This is a genomic window from Microvirga aerophila, from assembly GCF_003332305.1.
GTDB classification, from domain to species: Bacteria; Pseudomonadota; Alphaproteobacteria; order Rhizobiales; family Beijerinckiaceae; genus Microvirga; species Microvirga aerophila.
Genome location: NZ_QOIO01000012.1, coordinates 103,357 through 122,846 on the forward strand (window position 1 = coordinate 103,357; position 19,490 = coordinate 122,846).

The following is a 19,490-nucleotide window of genomic DNA, read 5'->3' on the forward strand; positions in this document are numbered from 1 at the left end:
AGTGTCCACGGCCCTTTGCCGAACGCAACCGAAATATCGAACCCTGGGGCTCCTACTCGGCCGCCTGCGAAAGTGCTTGCGGAAGTGGGACGCTCCTTAAGGGCAGGATCAGCACGGCCCGCAGGCCGGGCTCGTTGTCCTCAAGCCGAAGCGTGCCCTCGTGCAGCCGCGCCACCGCCGCCGCGAGGCTGAGGCCGAGGCCGAAACCGGGGCGCGAACGAGCGGTCTCCAGCCGCACGAATCGTTCGAGAACACGGCTGCGATCCGCCTCCGGAATACCCGGCCCCCGGTCTGCCACCTCGATCCGCACATCCCCATCGACCCGCTTTGCCGTAACGGTGATGACAGGAGCAATCCCATTAGAGGTCGTGCGAGCACCGTATTTCAACGCATTGTCGAGAAGATTCGCCATGGCTTGCCCGAGCAGCTCGCGGTTGCCATGGATTGGCAAGTCGTCCTCGACCGTGACTTCGAGCGGAATCTCCGCCTCCTCGGCCAAGGCATCGTAAAGCTCAGCGACGTCTCGCACGGTCTCGGCCGCGTTGAAATCCGCCAGGCCTTCCCGCGCGTTTCCAGCCTCCAACCTTGCGATCATGAGAAGTGCGTTGAAGATGCGGATAAGGTTGTCGCTCTCCTCGATGATCGCCTCGAGGGATGTCCTCAGCTCGTCAGAAGATTTGGCTGTGCGCAGCGCCTCATCAGCCTTGTTGCGCAGACGGGTCAGAGGGGTCTTGAGATCGTGCGCGATATTGTCCGAGACCTCCCGCATGCCACGCATCAGTTCGCCGATGCGATCAAGCATGTCGTTGAGATTCTGGGCAAGGCGGTCAAGCTCATCACCCGTGCCCGCAACGCGCAAGCGGCCTCCGAGGTCTCCCGCCATGATGCTGCGGGTCGTCTCCGTCATGTCGTCGACGCGCTTGAGCACCCTGCGTGTGATGAACCAGCCGCCCGCACAGCCGAGCACACCGATGAACAGGAGCGAATATCCGAATGCGCGCTGAATCACCTCGCGAAGCCGGGCCCGCTCCTCCACGTCCCGCCCGACCAGAAGGCGAAAACCTCCGGGTAGGATATAGACCCGCACGATCGCATGGCTTGGAGCGGCGTCCGTGTCGTCCGTCCGGTTATAGGCCGTCTCGAACTGACCTGGCTGGTCGATCACACCCGGAGGCAAGGCTCCCACATTGCCAGCGATGCGCTCGCCGCTGTTCGTGGTGACGAGATAGAGCGATGCACCGGGAGCGCGGGAGCGCCGCTCGACGATGTTCACCAGGCGGCGCAAACCGCCAAGGCGATACTGCTCCGACAACCCATTGATCTCGGCCTCAATGGTGGAGACGAACTGGTCATTGAGGAGTCTTTGGGCGCTCCAGGCGACATACCCTAACGACACGAAAGCGAAGACGGTGAAGATGAGCAGATACGCAAACGACAGCTTAAAGGCTGTCGTGCGGAAAAGCTTGCCGAGGGCGGTCATGATCCGCCCCCGCGTTGTCCACGTCCATCGTTCGGCCGGTTCATTCCTCGCCCCCCTGGGCTCCGACCCGGACCATGTAGCCCGCGCCCCGGATGGTGTGGATGAGTGGTTTGTCGAAACCCTTGTCGATTTTAGCCCGGAGCCTGGAGACATGCACGTCGATCACGTTCGTCTGCGGATCGAAATGATAGTCCCACACGTGCTCTAACAGCATGGTGCGGGTGACGACCTGATTGGCGTTCTTCATCAGGTATTCGAGCAGCCTGAACTCGCGGGGCTGGAGGATGATCTCTTGACCGGAACGCGTGACCCGATGGGACAGGCGGTCGAGTTCCAGATCCGCGATGCGGTAGACCGTCGGCTCCGCATTGGGCGCTGAGGCGCGCCGCCTGGCGAGAACTTCGACGCGGGCGAGCAGCTCAGAGAAGGCATAGGGCTTGGGCAGATAATCGTCTCCACCGGCCCGCAACCCCTTCACCCGGTCGTCCACCTGTCCAAGGGCGGAAAGGATCAGGACCGGGGTCTCCACCTTCTGTTCTCGCAAGGAGCGGATGAGGGACAGGCCATCGAGCTTGGGAAGCATGCGGTCGACCACCAGCACGTCATAATCGCCCGCCTCGGCCATGGCGTAACCGTCGAGGCCATCGTCGGCATGGTCTGCTACATGGCCCGCTTCGCGAAACGCCTTGACGATATAGGAGGCCGCCTCTCGGTCGTCCTCGATGATGAGAATTCGCATGGACATGGGTCTAACGTATCTGAAACCCAGCGGCAGGCCAGCCCTGGAGGGGAACGAGGCCGGCCTGCCGTGGGCAGCGCATGATCAGGCCCGAGGGGAATGGCCTGAAGTCCATGCGCCACTAAAGACAGAGCGTGATCCGCCGTACTATCGGACGCCACTTTTGCTGATCACGCTCTGGGATGCCGGGCTACGAGGGGACATGAAACCCGGTATCCAGCTTTGTCCGAAAGGCTTTAAGCACCCTTCGGCTGAGTTGCGACCTCGAGAGTGACGGTGCGCTCCTTGCCGTCGCGATAGAGGGTGAGCGCCACCGACTTGCCGGGGGCCACGTTCGCGATCATGCGCGACAGGTCCTTGGCCTCCTGGATCGGCTGGCCGTCCACCGCCACGATGGTGTCGCCCGTCCGGACGCCGGCCTTCGCGGCGGGACCATCCTTCATGGCTTCCGCAACGAGAGCGCCCTTCGGCTCCTTGAGGCCAATCGCTTCCGCGATCTCCTTCGTGACCGGCTGCATCTGTACGCCGATGAAGCCACGGGTCACGGAGCCGCTATCCTTCAAGGACGTCACGACCTGATCGACCGTGCTCGCCGGGATTGCGAAGGCGATGCCCACGTTGCCGCCCGACGGCGAGAAGATCGCCGTGTTCACGCCGACCACCTCGCCGGCGAGATTGAAGGTCGGACCACCCGAGTTGCCTCTGTTGACCGACGCGTCGATCTGGATGAAGTCGTCATAGGGGCCTGCGCCGATATCGCGATGCTGCGCCGACACGATGCCGGCCGTGACCGTACCGCCGAGGCCGAACGGGTTGCCGATGGCCACCACCCAGTCGCCGATACGAGCCTTCTGGCCAGCAAGGCGCACATAGGGGAAGTCGTCGCCTCCATCGACCTTCAGCAGGGCGAGGTCGGTCTTCGGATCGGTGCCGATCACCTTAGCGCTCAGCTCCTTGCCGTCATCCATGGTCACGGTCACTTCGCTGGCCTTGTCAACCACATGGTTGTTGGTCACCACATAGCCGTCAGCCGAGACGAAGAAGCCGGAGCCGAGGGACTGACCGAACTGCCGAGGCCGCTGCTGACGCGAACCACGGTCGCCGCGCTCACCGCGCTCGCCGTCCCGGAACTGCCGGAAGAAGCGCTCCATCGGGTGCCCGGGCGGAAGATCGGGCATGGAGAATTGAGGACCAGCGTCCTCATCGCTGCGGTCGGCCACGTTCTGCACCTTGACCTTCACGGCCACGACGGCGGGCTTCACACGGTCGATCACGTCCGCAAAGGACGGGACGTTCTGGATGGGCTGCGCCGCCGAGCGAAGCTCAGCATGGGCAGTGTTGGGGGCGACGAGACCGCTCTCGACGGCGCCGCCGGCAACGAGCGCCGCAACGGCCGCAGCGCCGAGCCATTTGGTCATACGCTTGCGGGCGGGTGTGGAAACTTTATCCAACATGTTCTGTCTCTCCTCGAGAAACCCTTGTGGGATCATCGTGAGAACAACATGGGGGCTGTCGCCTTACGGCACCCTCACCCAAAGATGAAATGTTGGTAAGGTTCAATCGGGTTTGGCAGTTGCCAGAACCGTGCCGGAGGTGTCACAACCGGCCCAACAACCTTTGGGGGCTTTCGATGAGGCGTTTCATTCGTATCGGCTTGGTGGTGGGCATTGGGTTTGTGGCCACCGCCTGTGACAAATGCGGGAACTGGAACATCAACACCCCGCAATTCTGCAACAGCGTCAACCCGAAGGGCTGAGCCGCACAGGCTCAGGCGCCTTGGTCGCGCTTGAGTAAGGCCTCAAGGGCTTTCTGCTCCTCGTCGTCGAGGGTTGAGGCAGAAGGCGGACGCCGCCGCAGGGCCGCATAGGCTCCAATCCCGCCGAGCACGAGCACGAGAGCCGGAGCGAGCCACAGCAACATGGTGTGGCGTCCGAAGGTCGGCTTGAGCAGCACGAATTCGCCGTAGCGCTGAACCAGATAGCCCTCGACCTGCTGGTCGGTGTCGCCAGCCACAAGGCGCTCGCGCACGAGGATGCGCAGGTCCTTGGCGAGCTGCGCGTCCGAGTCGTCGATGGACTGGTTCTGGCACACCATGCAGCGAAGCCCCGCCGAAATTGCGCGGGCCCGCTTTTCCAGCACCGGATCCTTCAGCACCTCGTCGGGCTGCACCGCAAAGGCCGCTCCGCCGAGGAACAAGGCCGCAAGGAGGGCGAGGATGTAGCGCATGCTCTACTCCGCCGGAACCGACGCCACGGGAATCGACCGTGCGGGAGCCGGAGCGGCGATACGCAGCCGTCGGTCCGTAAGGGAAAGCGCACCGCCCGCCGCCATCACGACGGCGCCGAGCCAGATCAGCAGGACCAGAGGCTTGTAATAAAGGGTCAGGCCGATCGACCCATCGGGCCGAACCTCCCCCACGCTGGCGTAGATTTGACTCAGGCCGATGGTGACGATGCCGGCCTCCGTGGTCGGCATGCCGCGCGTCACGTAGAGACGCTTCATGGTGTCCACCATGCCGATCTCATTGCCGTTCCGGAAGACCCGAAGAGTCACCACATCCTCGCGGAAATTGGCCTCCTGACGCGGCACCACGCGCTCCAGCCGAACGGTGTAAGGACCAGCCGAGATCCTGTCGCCGATCTTGAGCGTGTCCATGCCTTCCAGGTCCCAGGCGGTGGCCGCGATGCCGATCACCGTCACGCCGACGCCTGCGTGAGCAAGTGCCGTACCCCAAGCCGACCGCGGCAGGTTCCTGGCCTTACGCCAGGTGACCGACAAGGGGCTGCCCCTCGACCAGGAGCGGGTCACGATCTCATTCAGCGAGCCGAGGACCAGGAAGGCTCCGAGGCCAATGCCCAACGGTGCTCCAACCGGCCCGCCGGCCGTGAAGGCCAGCATGACAAGCGTCGCCACGATCACGACCCCGAACACCGCATAGAGGCGCTGCGCCGTGCCGAGGAAATTGCCCCGCTTCCACGCAAGGGTCTGTCCGAACGGCAGAAGCATGAGAAGAGGAATGACCAGCGGCAGGAACGTGAAGTTGAAGAACGGTGCGCCTACCGAAATCTTGTCGCCTGTCAGCACCTCGAGCGCCAGCGGATAGAGCGTGCCGATGAAGACGGTAGCGCATGCGGTCGCGATGAAGAGGTTGTTGAGAACGAGAGCCCCCTCTCGCGAGACGGGCGCGAAGATTCCGCCCTGCTTCAGCAGGGGCGCGCGCCATGCAAACAGCGCGAGCGACCCGCCGATGAAGATGGTGAGGATGCCAAGGATAAAGCTGCCGCGCTCCGGATCGACCGCGAAGGAATGGACCGAGGTGAGGACGCCGGAGCGGACGAGAAATGTGCCGAGCAGCGACAGGGAGAAGGTCAGGATCGCCAGCAGGATCGTCCAGACCTTCAGGGCGTCGCGCTTTTCCATGACGACGGTGGAATGAAGAAGCGCCGTTCCGGCAAGCCATGGCATGAGGGAGGCGTTCTCGACCGGATCCCAGAACCACCAGCCGCCCCATCCGAGTTCGTAATAGGCCCAATAGGACCCCATGGCGATGCCCAGGGTGAGGAATGCCCACGCGCCCAGGGTCCAGGGCCGGACGATCCGGGCCCAGACCGCATCGATGCGCCCGTCGATGAGCGCTGCGCACGCAAACGCGAAGGAGATCGAGAAGCCCACATAGCCGATGTAGAGAAGCGGCGGATGGATCGCGAGCCCCAGATCCTGAAGCAGTGGGTTGAGATCCTGTCCCTCGACGGGGGCCGGAACCACGCGGACAAAGGGATTCGACGTCATGAGAATGAAGAGCAGGAACGCGATGGTGATCGCCGCCTGCACGGCCAGGGTGTTCGCCTGCAGCCGCACGGGCACGCTGCTCTTCGCGAGCGCCACGACGGCTCCAAACAAGGCCAGAATCAGCACCCATAGGAGCATCGAGCCCTCATGGTTTCCCCAGACGCCTGAGATCTTGTAGATCAGCGGCTTTGCCGAGTGCGAATTCTCGACCACGTTCAGGACCGAGAAGTCGGACGTCACATAGGCGACAGTGAGCGCAAGGAACGCAAAGGCGAGACAGGCCAGCACCGCCAGGGCGGTCGACGGCCCCACCGACATCAGGACGGGATCATTCGTGCGGGCACCCCAGAGCGGTACCAGGAACTGAATCAGGGACAAGCCAAGCGCGAGCGCGAGCGCAAAATGTCCGGCCTCGACCAACACGGATGGCACTCCCTCGAATTACTGCGTCTGTTGTGAGGCTTTTGAATCGCCCTGCCAAAGGCCTTGACGCCGCAGGGTGTCGGCCACCTCACGGGGCATATAGTTTTCGTCATGCTTGGCGAGAACGGAGTCGGCCCGGAACACGCCCGAATGCTCCAGCGCGCCCTCGGCGATGACGCCCTGCCCCTCGCGGAACAGGTCCGGCAGCATGCCCGTATAGTTGACCCGGATAGATCCCTGCCCGTCCATGATCTCGAAGGCGACCTGCTGGTTGTCACCCCGCTGGACGGATCCCTCCTTCACGAGGCCGCCGAGGCGAAAGCGAGTTCCCGGCTGCACGTTCTTGGCCTGCACGTCGGCGGGCGAATTGAAGAACACGATAGTGTCGTTCATGGCGTAGAGCACCAGGCCAAGTGCGATCGCCAGGATGCAGCCGGCGACACCGATCAAAGTCAGGCGGCGTTGTTTACGGGTCATGGTTGGGCGTCGGTCAGTTTCAGTTCACGGGCCATCATGTCGATGGTCTTGAGCCCGGCGTCGTCCTGCGCGAGGGCTTGACGAGCGCGCTGGGCCGCGTCCGCCGCCTTATCACGCTGTCCGAGCACCGCATAGGAGCGCATCAGCCGCGCCCATTCGTCCGCACTGCCCCCTTGGGCTTCCAGGCGGCTCGCAAGACCCGACACCATGCGCAGGATATCGTCCGCGCCCATCTGCGGTTCCGCATCCTGCCTGGAGACCGTCTGCGGTCCTTCGAGCCGGGCCAGCTGCTCCTCCACGACGGCCGTCCAGGGCGCGTCCGCGGGAGAGCCCGCCAAGAGCGCGGCGTATCCCGCCTTGGCCTTGTCGATCTGCCCGTCCTGCTCCGCCGCGCGGGCAAGATAGAATCGGGCCTTGGGCGAAGTGCCATCCAGCTTCACCGCCTGTTCGAAGATGCCTTGGGCCTCGGACGAGACGAGCCCGTCCTTGGCCAGCACCATGGCCTCCCCGTAATTCGCGAGCCGGTTCGCGTCGGGGCCGAGATGACGCAGGGCGGCCTCATAGGCCTTCACGGCGTCACCCATGCGGCCCATTCGTACATAAACCGGCGCGATGACCTCCCAGCCGCGACCGTCCTGCGGATTCTGGGCCAGATGGCTCTCGATCTGCGAAATGGCGGTGGCGAGATCCGATGGCGTGGCGGGTCCCCGGGCCGCCATGACCGGCGGCTGCCCGAGAAGGTGGGGCGAGCCGTAGGCTCCATAAATGGCGATGGCGAGAATCGGCAGGACTGAGAGGGCCAGCGTCGAGGCCGCGCGCCTGCGGCGCAGGGCAGGCTCTCCGACGGCGACGGCCACATCCTCCATGCCGGTCGCGCGCAGAAGACGCCGGCCGGCCTCCGCCTTGGCGGCCTCGGCCTCGTTGGGCAGCAGCACGCCCCGCTCCCGGTCGCGTTCGATCTCGTCTATCTGCTCACGATAGAACTGGGTGTTTGGATCCGCCTGTCCGCTTACGGCGTAATGGCGCGACAGCGGCCAGAGAACCGCCATCACGGCCGCCGCCGTCATTGCCAGGAGTATTATCCAGATCACCATGACGTCTACTTACCTCGGGGACTGCTCAAGCACGATGGTGGCACGGTGTCACGCGCTCTGGGTTGTGTATTAGCTCCTATCCCCTGGCAGTTCCAGCAGGGCCCTCAACCCGCCGATCGGCGAGGCCTCCAGGCTCAGCGAACCACGGTAGAGCGCCGCGAGGTCGCTCACGATGGAAAGCCCCAGGCCCGAGCCCGGCTTCGTCTCGTCGAGGCGACGGCCGCGCTTGATCATTTCGCTTCGGGCCGCCTCCGGGAGACCCGGACCATCGTCGTCGATGAGCAGGCGGAGCCGGGACCGGTCGTCCCCATCCCTGATCACCTGGGCCGTCACCACCACCTGCCTCGATGCCCATTTGGCTGCGTTGTCGATCAGGTTGCCGGCCATCTCCTCAAGGTCCTGCCTCTCGCCTCGGAATCGCAACCCCTTTGGAATCGCCAGTTCGACCGCCAGGTCCTTGTCCCGGTAGATCTTCGCGAAGGTGCGCGCGAGGCCGGCGATCACGGGCTCCACATCCGTGACCGTGCCAAGGGTGCCGGCAAGGGCCGCCGCCCGGGCGCGGTCGAGATAGTAGTTCACCTGGTCCCGCATCACGGTGGCCTGCTCGCGGACCTTCGCGGCAACGTCCTCCGGGGCGTTCTCTGCCTCGTTGACGACGATGCTCAGCGGTGTCTTGAGAGCGTGTGCGAGGTTGCCCACCTGCGTTCTAGCCCGCTCGAGAATCTCCCGGTTGGTTTCGAGAAGCAGGTTCAGTTCGTTGGCGAGCGGCGCGATGTCATGCGGATACTCGCCTGCGATTCTCTCAGCCTCGCCGCGCCGGATCGCCCCCAGGGCGCTGCGGAGATTCGCCAGGGGTCGCAGGCCGAAGCGGATCTGGAGCAGGGTTGTGAAGCCCAGGGCCAGCCCCAGCAGCGCAAAGGTCACGGTCAGGGCGAACAGGAACCCCCGCACGGCCGTCTCGATCTCGTCTGCCGGACCGGCGACCCGGATGACGAAGCGGCCGTCCTCTCCCAGATCGATGTCGCGCTCCACGAGGCGGAGGCCGCGCTCGTCAGGGGCCCTGCCGTAGCCGCGGCGAATCTGTCCGAAGGCCTGGCTGTCCGCAGGCGCAAGGCTGGCGAGTTGACCGCCGAAGAGCGATTTCGACGAGCGCACCTCGCCCGGGGTGGCGTTGGGCCGGGCCACCTGCCAGTACCAGCCGGACAGGGGCAGCTCGAATCGGGGATCGCCGATGGGCCCGAGGTCCCGGTCTGGATCTCCCGGTGCGACGAGATTGGACGCCAGCGTATTGGCGTAGACCAGGAGACGCTGGTCGAAGGCCTTCTCGGTGTTGTCCCGGTAGAGGGCCGAGAGGATGAGGCCCGCGATCAGCAGGATGGCGAAGCTCCAGAAGACGGAGGACGCCGCCAAGCGGACGGCGATCGAACGGCCCGCGAATCCTTTGAGGATGGGCCGGAAGGCGCTCACGTCTTGGTCTGACCGGCGTCGAGGAGGTAGCCCAGTCCCCGAACGGTCTGGATGATATCGACGCCGAGCTTCTTGCGGAGCCGGCCGATGAAAACCTCGATCGTGTTGGAGTCGCGGTCGAAATCCTGGTCGTAGAGATGCTCGGTCAGCTCGCCCCGGGACACGATGCGGCCCGTATGGTGCATCAGGTAGGAGAGCAGCCGGTATTCATGCGAGGTGAGCTTGACCGGGTTGCCCTCCACCGTCACCCGGCCCGAGCGGGTATCGAGCTTGACCGGCCCGCAGCTGATCTCGCTCGTGGCATGCCCGGTCGCGCGACGCAGCAGGGCCCGGACGCGGGCGAGAAGCTCCTCCATGTGGAACGGCTTGGTGACGTAGTCGTCGGCTCCGGCGTCGAAGCCCTGGACCTTGTCGCTCCAGCGGTCGCGGGCTGTCAGTATGATGACCGGCATCTTGCGCCCCTCGCGCCGCCAGGCGCTGAGGACCGACACCCCGTCGACCTTCGGCAACCCGAGATCGAGGATCACGGCGTCGTAGGGCTCAGTGTCGCCCAAGAACTGCCCCTCCTCCCCGTCGAAGGCAGCATCAACCGCGTAACCGGCCTGTTCAAGGGCGGTTACGATCTGGCGATTGAGGGTATTGTCATCCTCGACAACAAGAAGACGCACGCTTGTAGCTTTCCTTAATGGACCGATTTCACGCGTCCAGAAGACCCGTCGATCATCACTTGCACGACGCGACCATCCTTTTGCAAGGCCATGATCACGTAGACCAGTGCATCGCTGCTCCGGCACAGGCTGGCCCGCACCACATCGGCATTGGGAACCTCACGCCGCGCCGTCATCACGGCGGATGCCGGCGCAACCACGCCCTTGGAGGCGACGGCTTCCTGCATCTCGCGGGGCGGCAGGCAGTTTTTAAGAGCAGCCGACGCGCTCTGGGCATAGGCGGCGCCTGTCCACCCCAACATCGCAATGATCAGCCAAACAAGACGCATGAGAGAACCATGCCCGTCCGGCACTGAACGAAGTCTGAATGTAACTGTAGAGCTGTCGCCGGCCTGCCGCCACGTCGCTAGTCGAGGATCTGCTTGGTGGCCAGGATACGGAAGATGGTGGAGGCCATGAAGCTGGCGGCGGCGATCAGCTGGGCTGTCGCCTCAAGGAACTCCCCGCCGTTCAGGGCGGAGGCATCGAAGCCGAGAAAGCCGAGGATCAGCGCCGCGAGGCCGACGAAGTTCGCCCAGACGGTGCGGCTGGCCAGGATGGTTTTGGAATCGATCATATGGATCCTTCTTGTGTTTGTGGGGTCGAATTGGCGAGCCGGAGGGCCTCCTGCTCGACCGCGAGCACCCGTCTGCGCCAGCCGCGTCCGAAGATGGGCCAGATGGCGAGACGGGAGAGAAACCGGAGCCGGTCGCGGGTCAGCCGCCGGATCAGGCTTGCCGCATCCGCCGCCCGAGCGGCCGCCAGGGTGACCGGTCCGACGACGCCGTCGACCAGAACGCCGAGCGCGCTTTGCAGCGCGCGAACAGCGCGGGACGGGCCGGAATTGACCGCGAAGTCGAACACCGTGAGATCGACCCCTGCGGGCAGCTCGTCGGCGCGGATCGGGTCCCAGTAGAGGCGGCGGTAGATCGCGGCGGCCTCGGCGGTTGTCAGGCTTCTGACATCCTCGACCGAAACGGGCTTCTGCCGGAACCGGGCCAAGGTCTCGCGGGTGATGCCGAACTTCGTCGCGCCGCCGGGGTCCTGCGGATGCTGGACGAAACCGCCTTCGTGCGAGAGAACGACCGGAAGTCGAAGGTCGAAAGGCCTTGGGCGTAGGACCATGGGCATCACAGCTCCGCGCTCAGGGCGGTATAGGCCGAACTGCCGAGATGGAGATACCCGATGGCTCCGGCCGAGCCCGTGAACGAGGTTCCGGCCTGGATCCTCAACACCATTGCCGAAGGCCCGGTGCCGCTTGCCGTGACCGCGAGGCCGCCGCTCGGCGTGAGCCAGACCCCGCCTGTATTGTCGAAAAAGCCGATCTGATTATTGACCGGTGCTCCGCTTGACCATGAAAAGCCGCTCGTGACGAGGGACGGGCTCGCACGCATCGGGACCGGAAACTGGCAGAGAATGTCGATGAGGTTGCTCGAAATCCGTTGTCCGGGCACTCCCAGCACGATCAGCGAGCCGCTGGTTGTCACAAGCCTTTGATAGAAGCGCCGACAACGGAGTTCTTCCATGTCGAGAGGCTGACCGATCCAGGGCGTTGCCAACGATCCAGTTTCCAGCTTCACCCGCTTGAACGTGCAGGCGCTCGACGGTTGGAGCCGAGCGGTCAGATGGCCTGTCTCCGACGCATCGAGCGTCACCGTCGCGGAGCGGCGTCCGGCCCCGGCGGGAATCGTTGCCGACTTCGTGCCGACGGAAACCGGAAGTGGGATCGATGGATCCTCGACCGATAAGGTCAAGGTGCGTCCTGCAAAATTAGTGAACCCGAACAGGGATGCTGCTTGCGCGCTCTCGACCACCTGTTCGAGGGTGCCCGCAAGAGTGACCGAGCCATCCGCCGCGCGGGTCAGCGTACAGCCGCTCGCGCCGGCCTTCCACCGGTCGAACCCATAGACGCCCGCCGCAAGCGCTCCGCCGGCGAAAGCCCTTTGATTGACCAGGAAGGCTGAATTGATGAGGAGGTTCGGACCCGGAGCGCCGTTCAATCCGGACGGAAACGACACGACACCCGTGTTGCGATCGATCAGCAGCGAGTCTCGCCACTGGCTTCCATCCGGCGACACGCGGATGCTGAAATCGTCGCTGCCGATCAGGCCCGTTTCGGCCCGCCCGCTAAAGCCCCTTTGGTAGAGCTGGGACAGGACGTTTGTCGGCTCGCCCTTGTTGAGCACGAAACGCAGATCGCCCGTGCCACCCTCCCCTGCGGTAAGCGCCGCAAAGAGAGCTGCGTTGAGCTTTGCCGAAAGGCGGTTGAGATCATCCGCCGTCGTGCCGATGCCCAGCCGCTCCAGATGGTCGAGCTGTCGGCTGTAATGACCAAGGTCGCGCCATGCGGAACCGTCGAAGACGAGGATGCTGTCCTGGGCCTCCACATAAATCCGCCAACCGGCGCGTGGCGTGAAGAACCGCCAGGTCCCGGCATCGAAGAGAGCGACCTCGCCTTCATGATTGGCGAAGCTGCCGGAGGCTCCGGCGCCAATCAGGTAGCGGTCACCCTCGGCGGGAGAGCCTGGCGGCTGAGTGCGATCATTCTCCTTCACGGCGAGCTGCACAATGGCGTCGAGCGCTGCCAGCGCCTCGTTGTGAGTGACATGCTTCTGCGCCTGTGCGGCGGCGAGCAGCGGCAGGCTGAGGTGTGGGGTATCGGTCATGAAAAGCCTGAAAAGGAAACAAACAAAGAAGTGTCAGAGAACCGGGATGGTCGCCACGCGCTCGAAACCGCGGCCGGCTACGGAACTGATTTGCACGATACGGATCGAGAGCGTCGATTGCGGCCCGCCGAAATCGACAGCCTCTTGGTCGGCGGTGTACAGAATCGAGGGCTCCGCGCTTGTGAGGGAGCGACGAACATTGCCGTTCAGCAGAAGGTCGACCTCGTAGCGCTCGACATCCTCGCCGAGCGGCACGTCGACCGTGTCCCAGCCATCGCCACCCCGGCGGGTACGGCGATGCCAGCTCAGGCGGATGCCGCCCATCTCCCGCCGCGCCGTCGGCCGGACGGGACTCATGGGCTTGAGAGCCTCCCGACCCACGACGCCTGACAATTCCACCATGGCCGGGTCGGCATGATCGAGGCCCGCGGGTCCGACCCGGTAGCGCCAGCTCTGTCCTAGATCCTGCAGATCGCTCGTCAGCGGTACGACCGCCTCGTCCAGACGGACGATCAGAGCTCCTGTCGGAACCGCTCTGGCGGCCTCGGGCTCGCTGCCCTCAAGCCCACGCAGGAAGCGCGACAGACGATAGCTGCGTTCGCCGATCATCTCCGCGCGGGCGGCCGACAGGATCTCCCATCGTCCGTTGGAGACCTGCACGGCGAACAGGTTGCCGCCCGCAAGCGCTGCCTCGTCGTCGACGGCGCTCAATGCGCCGGACGAGATATCGACATCGAGGGTCGCACCCTGGTCCCAGCGCCACAGGGGCCCTGGCGGAAGCGGGCTCGTGGTCCGGCCGATCACGGCCGGTATGTCGACGATGCGATGGGGCGTGAAGCTCGCGCCGTTGGACGAGCGCCAAACGGTGACGGCGCTGGGCCAGGGATCCGCCGCCACGGCGATATATTGCAGGGCTGTGGGCTCTCCGACAGCCGCCGGCAGATCGAGGATCACTGCGTCCGGCCTGCCGGGGATGGGAGGTGGGCGGCGGACAGGGCGGGGTATCGATGAGCCGGGCGTCTCGAAGACGGCCGGCTCCACAGCGCGGGCGCTGACCTTGCGGGTGGGCCCGTCCGCGATGCGCGTTACCCGATGCAGCTTCGGCCCGGCCGCCGTGGGCAGGGAGATCAGATCCCCCGGCTCGATGTCGATCCGGCGAGGCGACAGCTCGAATTCGGCGGTCTCACGGCCGGCCCAGAGGTCCTGCAGCCAGGTATCCGCGAGGCGCTGCGCTTCCGCCCGGCGGGTGATGATGGCGGAATCCGCCCGCGACTCCCGGCGACTGGCGCCGGCAAGGCGGCGCGAAGCCACGGCCGCACGGCGATAATCCAGCTCGCCCTCCGTGTAGCCGATCTCCACCTGCTGCGGGAGCTCGGTCTCTTGTGCGCGGACGAGCTTGAGGGACGGCTCCTTCCCGTCGAGGATGAAGTCGCCCGCCGTTAGGCCAATGGCCGCGCGTCCGCCGCGCCCGCGCCAGGAGATCCTGCCGCCGCCCGCCACCGCATCGATCCCGAAGAGGCGCATCAGGGGCTCCAGCGCGCCGCGCGCCGACATGGGACGGTCGACCACGTAACCGTCTACGAAACCATCGACCGGGAACGGACCCGAGGCGTCGAGCCCGAAATCCCTCAGGATCGCCGCGATGAGACGGTCGAGCGGAGCGCCCTCGATCCTGCCAGTGATCCAGTGCCCGGTCTCCCAATTGGCCCCGTCCTTCCACACGCTGTCGAAGTCGGGGAAAGCCGGGAACGGACGCGCGTCCCAGGCCCATACATAGACGTTTGCCGGATCCACCATGCGCCCGGCATAGGATGGCGATTCGGGATTGTAGTCGGGCGAGAAGCCGCTCTGCGCAGGATCGAAGCGCGAGAGGATCGCCTCAAGCGCGCGGGCCTGGACGAGATCGTCGCGAACGCCGCGCGAAAAGGGCGGATAGGCCGACTCGGAGGATTTCGGATCGGGAAAGACGTTGGGCCCATTCGGTGCTTTGTCGACGGCCGGAACCCCGATCTCGGTCAGCCAGATCGGCTTCGATTTCGGCACCCAGGGGCTGGTCAGGACTTCCTGGCCGTTGCTGCGCTCTACATGCGTGTTCGACCACCACGAGACCAGATCCTTCTGGCGGAAGACCCACGGCTTGCCCTGCGCCCCATCGGTGATTGGCGTGCGGGTTTGCGCCGCGCGGTCGGACGCATTGGCGTAGTACCAGTCGAAGGCCTCGCCGCTTCCCAGCCGCCTGCGCAGGTAGTCCGCATCGTAGATGCTGCGGCCCTCCGCGAGATCCGCGTGGTCGGGCCCGTCGCGCCAATCTGAAATTGGCGGATAGTAGTCGATGCCCACCGCGTCGATATTGCTTGACGCGAAAAGGGGATCGAGGGGAAAGCGCACCTCGTTGCCGTTGTCGAGAACGTGCGCGCCGTATTCGGTCCAGTCCGCCGCGTACACGATTTTTGTGCTCGGCCCGAGGATCGACCGCACGGTGTTGGCGAGTGTTCTCAACCTCGCGATGGCCGGATAGACGCCCGGCGACGAGCGAACTCTCGTGAGGCCCACGAGTTCGCTGCCGATGATGATGCCGTCGACGCCGCCCGCCTCCTTGGCGAGGTTGGCGTAATGCGTCACCTGCCGGGTGAGGCCCCACAGGCGAACGAACCACTGGTTCACCTGAATCGCCGCATCGTTCGTGCCGTCGGGAGAACCCGGCCGCCCCGGCGCCGGATGGCAGGTGATGCGTCCGCGCCAGGGATAAGGCGGCTGGCCGGTGCCGCCATAGGGGTTCGGCAAGGTATTGCCGGCGGGTACGTCCATCATGACGAATGGGTAGAGCACGACCTCGAGCCCCCTCGCCTTCAGGTTACGGATCAGGCGGATGACCGTATCGTCGGAGGGCGTGCCGCCATAGGCGGGCGAGCCGTTGACGAGGGACACGACCTTCGCGGTCGCGCGGGTAAGCCCCGCCACCGACCACGTGTCGCCTTCTGTGGTCTTGGTTCTCGCGTCCACCCGCGGCTCGAGGCTGCACACTGCGGATCGCAGGTCGTTACCGAACCAGCTCACCACCAGGGACACACGCTTGAGGTTCGGACAAAGCGCCTCCAGCGCGTCGAGGGACGCCGCCACATCCGTGCCGTTCCTCAGTTGATGCCGGTTCTCCGGCTTGGTCGATCCCAGGCCCAGCGCCTGCGTGACGGGGATCGTGTCGTAGCCGAACTCGCTCGCGCCCGGGATGAGGCAGACGGCGCGGACCATGCGGTTGAGCCCATCCACAGGGCGCACGACCTCGAAGGAGAATTGCGGCACGCGGTTGCCGAAATCTGCGAGCGGCAACCGCTCGAACACCACATAGGCGAGCCCGCGATAGGCCGGCGTGTATGCGGAGCCTTCCTTGGCGATGATCAGCGGATCGGGATCCTGCGTTTCGCTGCCGCGATGCACCCGCATGGTGATGGTCTTGAGATCGATTTCGCGTTCATCCGCCCACACCCGGCGGATGAACGCGATACGACCCTCGCACAGGCCCACCGCCAGATTGGCGAAATACGAATAGGTCTTGTTGACGGTCTTTGGCCCACCGCCGCCGATGCCCTTGCCGCCCTGGGTGCCGGAGCGCTCCACCGCGGTGTTCACCACCTCCTCCAGGCGCGTCGCCCAGATGAGCTGTCCGCCCACGCGGGCGCGGCCGTAGATGCGCGGAATCGCGGCGCCCTAGGTGGAGGTCAGGCCGTCGATTTCCTTGAGGCGCGGCCCTTCGACCACCTTCGGGGCATCGGAGCCTCCGCCGAGAAGCGCATTGTCGATGGCAGCGCCCGCAAGCCCGCCGAGCGCTCGGCCCGCCATGGCTCCCAAGGGGCCCGCAACCATGCCGCCGACCACGGAGCCGACCGTTTGAAGAACGAGAGTAGCCATCAGGTTTATCCAGGAAAGCGGAATGCGTAAGCCAGGTGCCGACGCCACCAGGGCCGGAACGCCACCTCGGCGACTTGTGCCCCGTCATGGGCATGGATCATGGTTCTGTCCGAGGTAGCGATGGCGCAGTGCTTGGCGGGCAGCCCCTCGCGCCAGCGAAAGAGCAGCACGTCTCCGGCCATGATGGTTGCGGGGTCTATCTCGATGAGGTGACGCCGCGCCGCCGCCACGAGCGTATCGGCCCCGGCCTCCGCCCAGTCGGGCGCATAAGGCGGCGGCAGTTCGGGCTCGGCCCCCATGACGCCGCGCCAGACGCCGCGCAGGAGGCCGAGACAGTCGCAGCCGACGCCCTTGAGCGAAGCCTGGTGACGGAAAGGCGTTCCGATCCAGGAGCGGGCCTCAATGATGATGGTGTCGGGTGTGGGCATGGTGTCTTTGTGTATGTGCGAAGCATCGTGAGAGAGTACGTCTTGGCTCCGTCCTCAGGTGAGGAATGACCCCAGCGTCATCCCCGGACTTGTTCCGGGGATCCATGCCTTCTCAGGGATGCGGCTCAAAGACATGGATGGCCGCAACAAGTGCGGCCATGACGGCGTGGATGTTGCTCCCAGTCAGCATCTCTGGACGAGACTGCGTGTCTCACCGAAAGAAGCTTTTGCCGTCGAGCCCCGGCTCCCCCTGACGCGGCATGCGGATGATGAAGTCGTTGCCGGGCATGTGCGGGAAGCCGCGAAAGTTCTCGACGTTGCTGAACCTAGCACGGCAGGCCGCATGGGTCTTGTCGCATCCGGCCGTCGCCGTGAACGTGTCGCCGACAGCTATCGGTTGCGGTGCGCGCTGCCACAGGTCGAACTCGTCCGTCCCGCTGATAGCGCGATGCACCTTGATCTCGACGGACAATCCCGCATTCGCGCCGCTCGTCCAGGTGAGACGGCCCCCCGTGCACCATCCGTCGCGAAAGCCCGTGCCGGCGCTCGCGACGGCGAGCACGCTGTCGGTGCGGGTGACGGTTCCGGTTCTCGTATAGGTGGGGGACGCGAGATTGACGCCGCATTTCTGGTCGCCGAGATCGGCCGAACAGGTGGCGCGATACAGGCGTCCGCGCTCCTCGTCGAGGCGGTGCATGAGCCCCCTCACCTCGGCCACAAATCCGCCATCGGCGCGACGGATCTCGCCGATGGAGCCGATGTCGAGGAGAAGCCGCTCCGCCGCGTTCGACCAGTTGACGAGCCACGTCTCGACGCTTGCATCGTCATAGAGCCCAGACGCGATGTCGTCCTCGGTCAGCCCCGCCGAGATGAGTGCCCCCGAGACCTCGCCTCCGCCGACCGCAAAGCCGAGTTCGCTCGTCGCCTCCGCGGCGTCGAGTCCGGAATGGGCCATATAGGCGATGTCCCCGAAAGCAAGGTCGCGGTCGTGATCCGTGAAGCCGGACGACACGCCGTCGCGGCGCGTCAATCGCCAGCAATGGCAAAGGGATGTCGTCCCGTCCGCCAGGTGGGCGGCCAGGTTTGGGGGGATGTTGCGCATGATGGGTCTCGTGGATGGAGCGCTTAAGGAACGATCTCGATCAGCGGGATCTGGGGAATCGCGCCCGCGTCGAAGGCCGAAAGGTCAATGTCGAGCTCATCGGTGTCGAACCGCACCGGCACGTCGAACGCGAAGCCCGCCGTCACGGCAGCGCCCGGAGGCGGAGCGGCCGCGAGGGTGACGAGGCCGATGGTGGGATCGCACGCAAAGCCCTGACCGGGCTGCAGCACGAAGCCGTTGACAGCAACCTGCACCGTCTCTCCTACGGGCTTGGCAATAGTGCGCGCATAGGGCGCGTAAGCGGAGCCGTAGGTCTTGGCGAACTGGAACACGCGGGTCGTATCGTCGCCGGTGCCGATCCGCTGGTCGAGGGGTGTGGGCTCGCGGGAGGGTGGTCCGGAGCGCCAGTCGGTGCGGTCGCGGAACCGGAAGCCGATGAGCCGGCCCCGTCGCTCCTCGAAGAACGCGATCACCGCATGGAGCGCGTCGATATTCCGGACGCCCAGGCCCGCATCGTAGCGTCGGCGCGACTGGGCCCAGCGGCTGTTGCGATGCTCGCGGCCGGACGCAAGCGTGACGATATCGGTGCGCCGTACCGGCCCGCCCCGGCTGCCGAGGCTGACATCGAGGGGAAAGCGCACCTCGTGGAAATCGGACGCCATGGGTCCATCCTTCATTCAAATGAAACGGAAAGCGACGAGGGGGCGTTGTCGTGGCAAACGCCCAGCCAAAGGAGACGGCACGCGATGAGCAATGCTCCCAACGATCTCGCCGAAGACTTTCCGGACAAGGTTGACCGGATCCGTGAGCTGAAGACCAGCAACAACCACTTCGCGCGGCTTTTCGACGAGTACAACGAGTTGAACCGCACGATCCATCGCATCGAGACCCGGGTGGAGCCCGCGAACGAAGACCGGGAAGAGGAGCTGAAGCGCCGCCGCGTGCACCTCAAGGACGAGCTTGCCGCCATGCTGGCGGACGAGAACGCCTAAAAAGCCTCACATGCTGCGCTGGCCGCGCGCCACGGCCCGGGCCAAGGCGGCGGACACCTGCGCCTCGGACCGGCGGAAGCTCTCCGCGTCCGGAGTCGCGATGTAATACTAAGTCCCTGAAGGGCTGACTCGTTCGTGATTTTCTGCGTCGGGGTGGGTGTGATTCAACTTGGCGAGCCATGGAGGTTCGCCATGCCGATCCCACTCCGTTCTGACTTCG

The 19,490-nt window shown here is 65.2% G+C and carries 18 protein-coding genes and 2 pseudogenes; 2 read left to right on the forward strand and 18 right to left on the reverse strand.

What is annotated here, in order from left to right:
• Nucleotides 1-52: 52 nt before the first annotated feature.
• The 3 genes from DRB19_RS08945 to DRB19_RS08955 form a co-directional block, all read right to left on the reverse strand.
• Nucleotides 53-1,480, reverse strand: coding sequence for a HAMP domain-containing sensor histidine kinase (locus tag DRB19_RS08945; RefSeq protein WP_114185691.1), 1,428 nt, complete (start codon nt 1,478-1,480; stop codon nt 53-55).
• A gap of 40 nt (nt 1,481-1,520) precedes the next feature.
• Complete coding sequence (locus DRB19_RS08950) at nt 1,521-2,219, reverse strand: winged helix-turn-helix domain-containing protein (RefSeq protein WP_114185715.1); 699 nt, start codon at nt 2,217-2,219, stop codon at nt 1,521-1,523.
• Nucleotides 2,220-2,455: 236 nt separating this feature from the next.
• Nucleotides 2,456-3,673 carry a S1C family serine protease gene (locus DRB19_RS08955; RefSeq protein ID WP_114185692.1) on the reverse strand — a complete coding sequence of 406 codons (1,218 nt, stop codon included), beginning with the start codon at nt 3,671-3,673 and terminating at the stop codon, nt 2,456-2,458.
• 176 nt (nt 3,674-3,849) lie between these two features.
• Between DRB19_RS08955 and DRB19_RS31475 the strand changes: the two genes are divergently transcribed.
• Nucleotides 3,850-3,975, forward strand: coding sequence for a hypothetical protein (locus DRB19_RS31475; RefSeq protein WP_276330603.1), 126 nt, complete (start codon nt 3,850-3,852; stop codon nt 3,973-3,975).
• An 11-nt stretch (nt 3,976-3,986) separates the two neighbouring features.
• On the opposite strand, the gene DRB19_RS08960 is transcribed toward DRB19_RS31475, so the two are convergent.
• The 14 genes and pseudogenes from DRB19_RS08960 to DRB19_RS09020 all read right to left on the reverse strand — a co-directional run bounded on the left by DRB19_RS08960 (nt 3,987) and on the right by DRB19_RS09020 (nt 18,940).
• Nucleotides 3,987-4,445 (reverse strand): cytochrome c-type biogenesis protein, encoded by a 459-nt coding sequence (locus DRB19_RS08960; RefSeq protein WP_114185693.1) that lies wholly within the window; start codon nt 4,443-4,445, stop codon nt 3,987-3,989.
• Between the two features lie 3 nt (nt 4,446-4,448).
• Nucleotides 4,449-6,431 (reverse strand): heme lyase CcmF/NrfE family subunit, encoded by a 1,983-nt coding sequence (locus DRB19_RS08965; protein WP_114185694.1) that lies wholly within the window; start codon nt 6,429-6,431, stop codon nt 4,449-4,451.
• A gap of 18 nt (nt 6,432-6,449) precedes the next feature.
• Complete coding sequence (ccmE, locus tag DRB19_RS08970) at nt 6,450-6,908, reverse strand: cytochrome c maturation protein CcmE (RefSeq protein ID WP_114185695.1); 459 nt, start codon at nt 6,906-6,908, stop codon at nt 6,450-6,452.
• The gene (gene ccmI / locus DRB19_RS08975; RefSeq protein ID WP_114185696.1) at nt 6,905-8,002 is read right to left on the reverse strand and encodes a c-type cytochrome biogenesis protein CcmI; all 1,098 of its coding nucleotides are present in this window, start codon (nt 8,000-8,002) and stop codon (nt 6,905-6,907) included. The genes ccmE and ccmI overlap by 4 nt, the downstream gene beginning before the upstream one ends.
• A 69-nt stretch (nt 8,003-8,071) precedes the next feature.
• The gene (locus DRB19_RS08980; RefSeq protein WP_245439351.1) at nt 8,072-9,469 is read right to left on the reverse strand and encodes a sensor histidine kinase; all 1,398 of its coding nucleotides are present in this window, start codon (nt 9,467-9,469) and stop codon (nt 8,072-8,074) included.
• Nucleotides 9,466-10,137, reverse strand: a complete 672-nt coding sequence (locus DRB19_RS08985) for a response regulator transcription factor (protein ID WP_114185697.1) — start codon at nt 10,135-10,137, stop codon at nt 9,466-9,468. The genes DRB19_RS08980 and DRB19_RS08985 overlap by 4 nt, the downstream gene beginning before the upstream one ends.
• 14 nt (nt 10,138-10,151) lie before the next feature.
• Nucleotides 10,152-10,466 carry a PepSY domain-containing protein gene (locus tag DRB19_RS08990; protein ID WP_114185698.1) on the reverse strand — a complete coding sequence of 105 codons (315 nt, stop codon included), beginning with the start codon at nt 10,464-10,466 and terminating at the stop codon, nt 10,152-10,154.
• A gap of 77 nt (nt 10,467-10,543) precedes the next feature.
• Nucleotides 10,544-10,753: a hypothetical protein gene (locus tag DRB19_RS30745; RefSeq protein WP_210207457.1), complete on the reverse strand. Its 210-nt coding sequence runs from the start codon at nt 10,751-10,753 to the stop codon at nt 10,544-10,546.
• Entirely contained in the window at nt 10,750-11,307 is a 558-nt protein-coding gene (locus tag DRB19_RS08995; protein WP_210207458.1) for a glycoside hydrolase family 108 protein, read from the reverse strand. Before DRB19_RS08995 ends, DRB19_RS30745 begins: the two co-directional genes overlap by 4 nt.
• On the reverse strand, nt 11,307-12,842 hold the full coding sequence (locus DRB19_RS09000) for a DUF2793 domain-containing protein (RefSeq protein WP_114185699.1): 1,536 nt from the start codon (nt 12,840-12,842) through the stop codon (nt 11,307-11,309). The genes DRB19_RS08995 and DRB19_RS09000 overlap by 1 nt, the downstream gene beginning before the upstream one ends.
• A 33-nt stretch (nt 12,843-12,875) precedes the next feature.
• Nucleotides 12,876-16,748, reverse strand: a pseudogene (locus tag DRB19_RS09005) (baseplate multidomain protein megatron).
• A gap of 5 nt (nt 16,749-16,753) precedes the next feature.
• Nucleotides 16,754-17,176, reverse strand: a complete 423-nt coding sequence (locus DRB19_RS09010; protein WP_114185700.1) for an NlpC/P60 family protein — start codon at nt 17,174-17,176, stop codon at nt 16,754-16,756.
• 211 nt (nt 17,177-17,387) lie between these two features.
• Nucleotides 17,388-18,278 (reverse strand): DUF2163 domain-containing protein, encoded by an 891-nt coding sequence (locus tag DRB19_RS09015; protein WP_114185701.1) that lies wholly within the window; start codon nt 18,276-18,278, stop codon nt 17,388-17,390.
• 23 nt (nt 18,279-18,301) lie between these two features.
• Nucleotides 18,302-18,940, reverse strand: a complete 639-nt coding sequence (locus tag DRB19_RS09020) for a DUF2460 domain-containing protein (protein ID WP_114185702.1) — start codon at nt 18,938-18,940, stop codon at nt 18,302-18,304.
• 84 nt (nt 18,941-19,024) lie between these two features.
• On the opposite strand from DRB19_RS09020, the gene DRB19_RS09025 reads away from it, so the two are divergent.
• On the forward strand, nt 19,025-19,270 hold the full coding sequence (locus DRB19_RS09025) for an HP1242/YdcH family protein (protein WP_114185703.1): 246 nt from the start codon (nt 19,025-19,027) through the stop codon (nt 19,268-19,270).
• A 6-nt stretch (nt 19,271-19,276) separates the two neighbouring features.
• On the opposite strand, the pseudogene DRB19_RS31070 reads toward DRB19_RS09025, so the two are convergent.
• A pseudogene (locus DRB19_RS31070) lies at nt 19,277-19,372 on the reverse strand (phage tail tape measure protein); the annotation flags it as partial.
• Between the last annotated feature and the right edge of the window lie 118 nt (nt 19,373-19,490).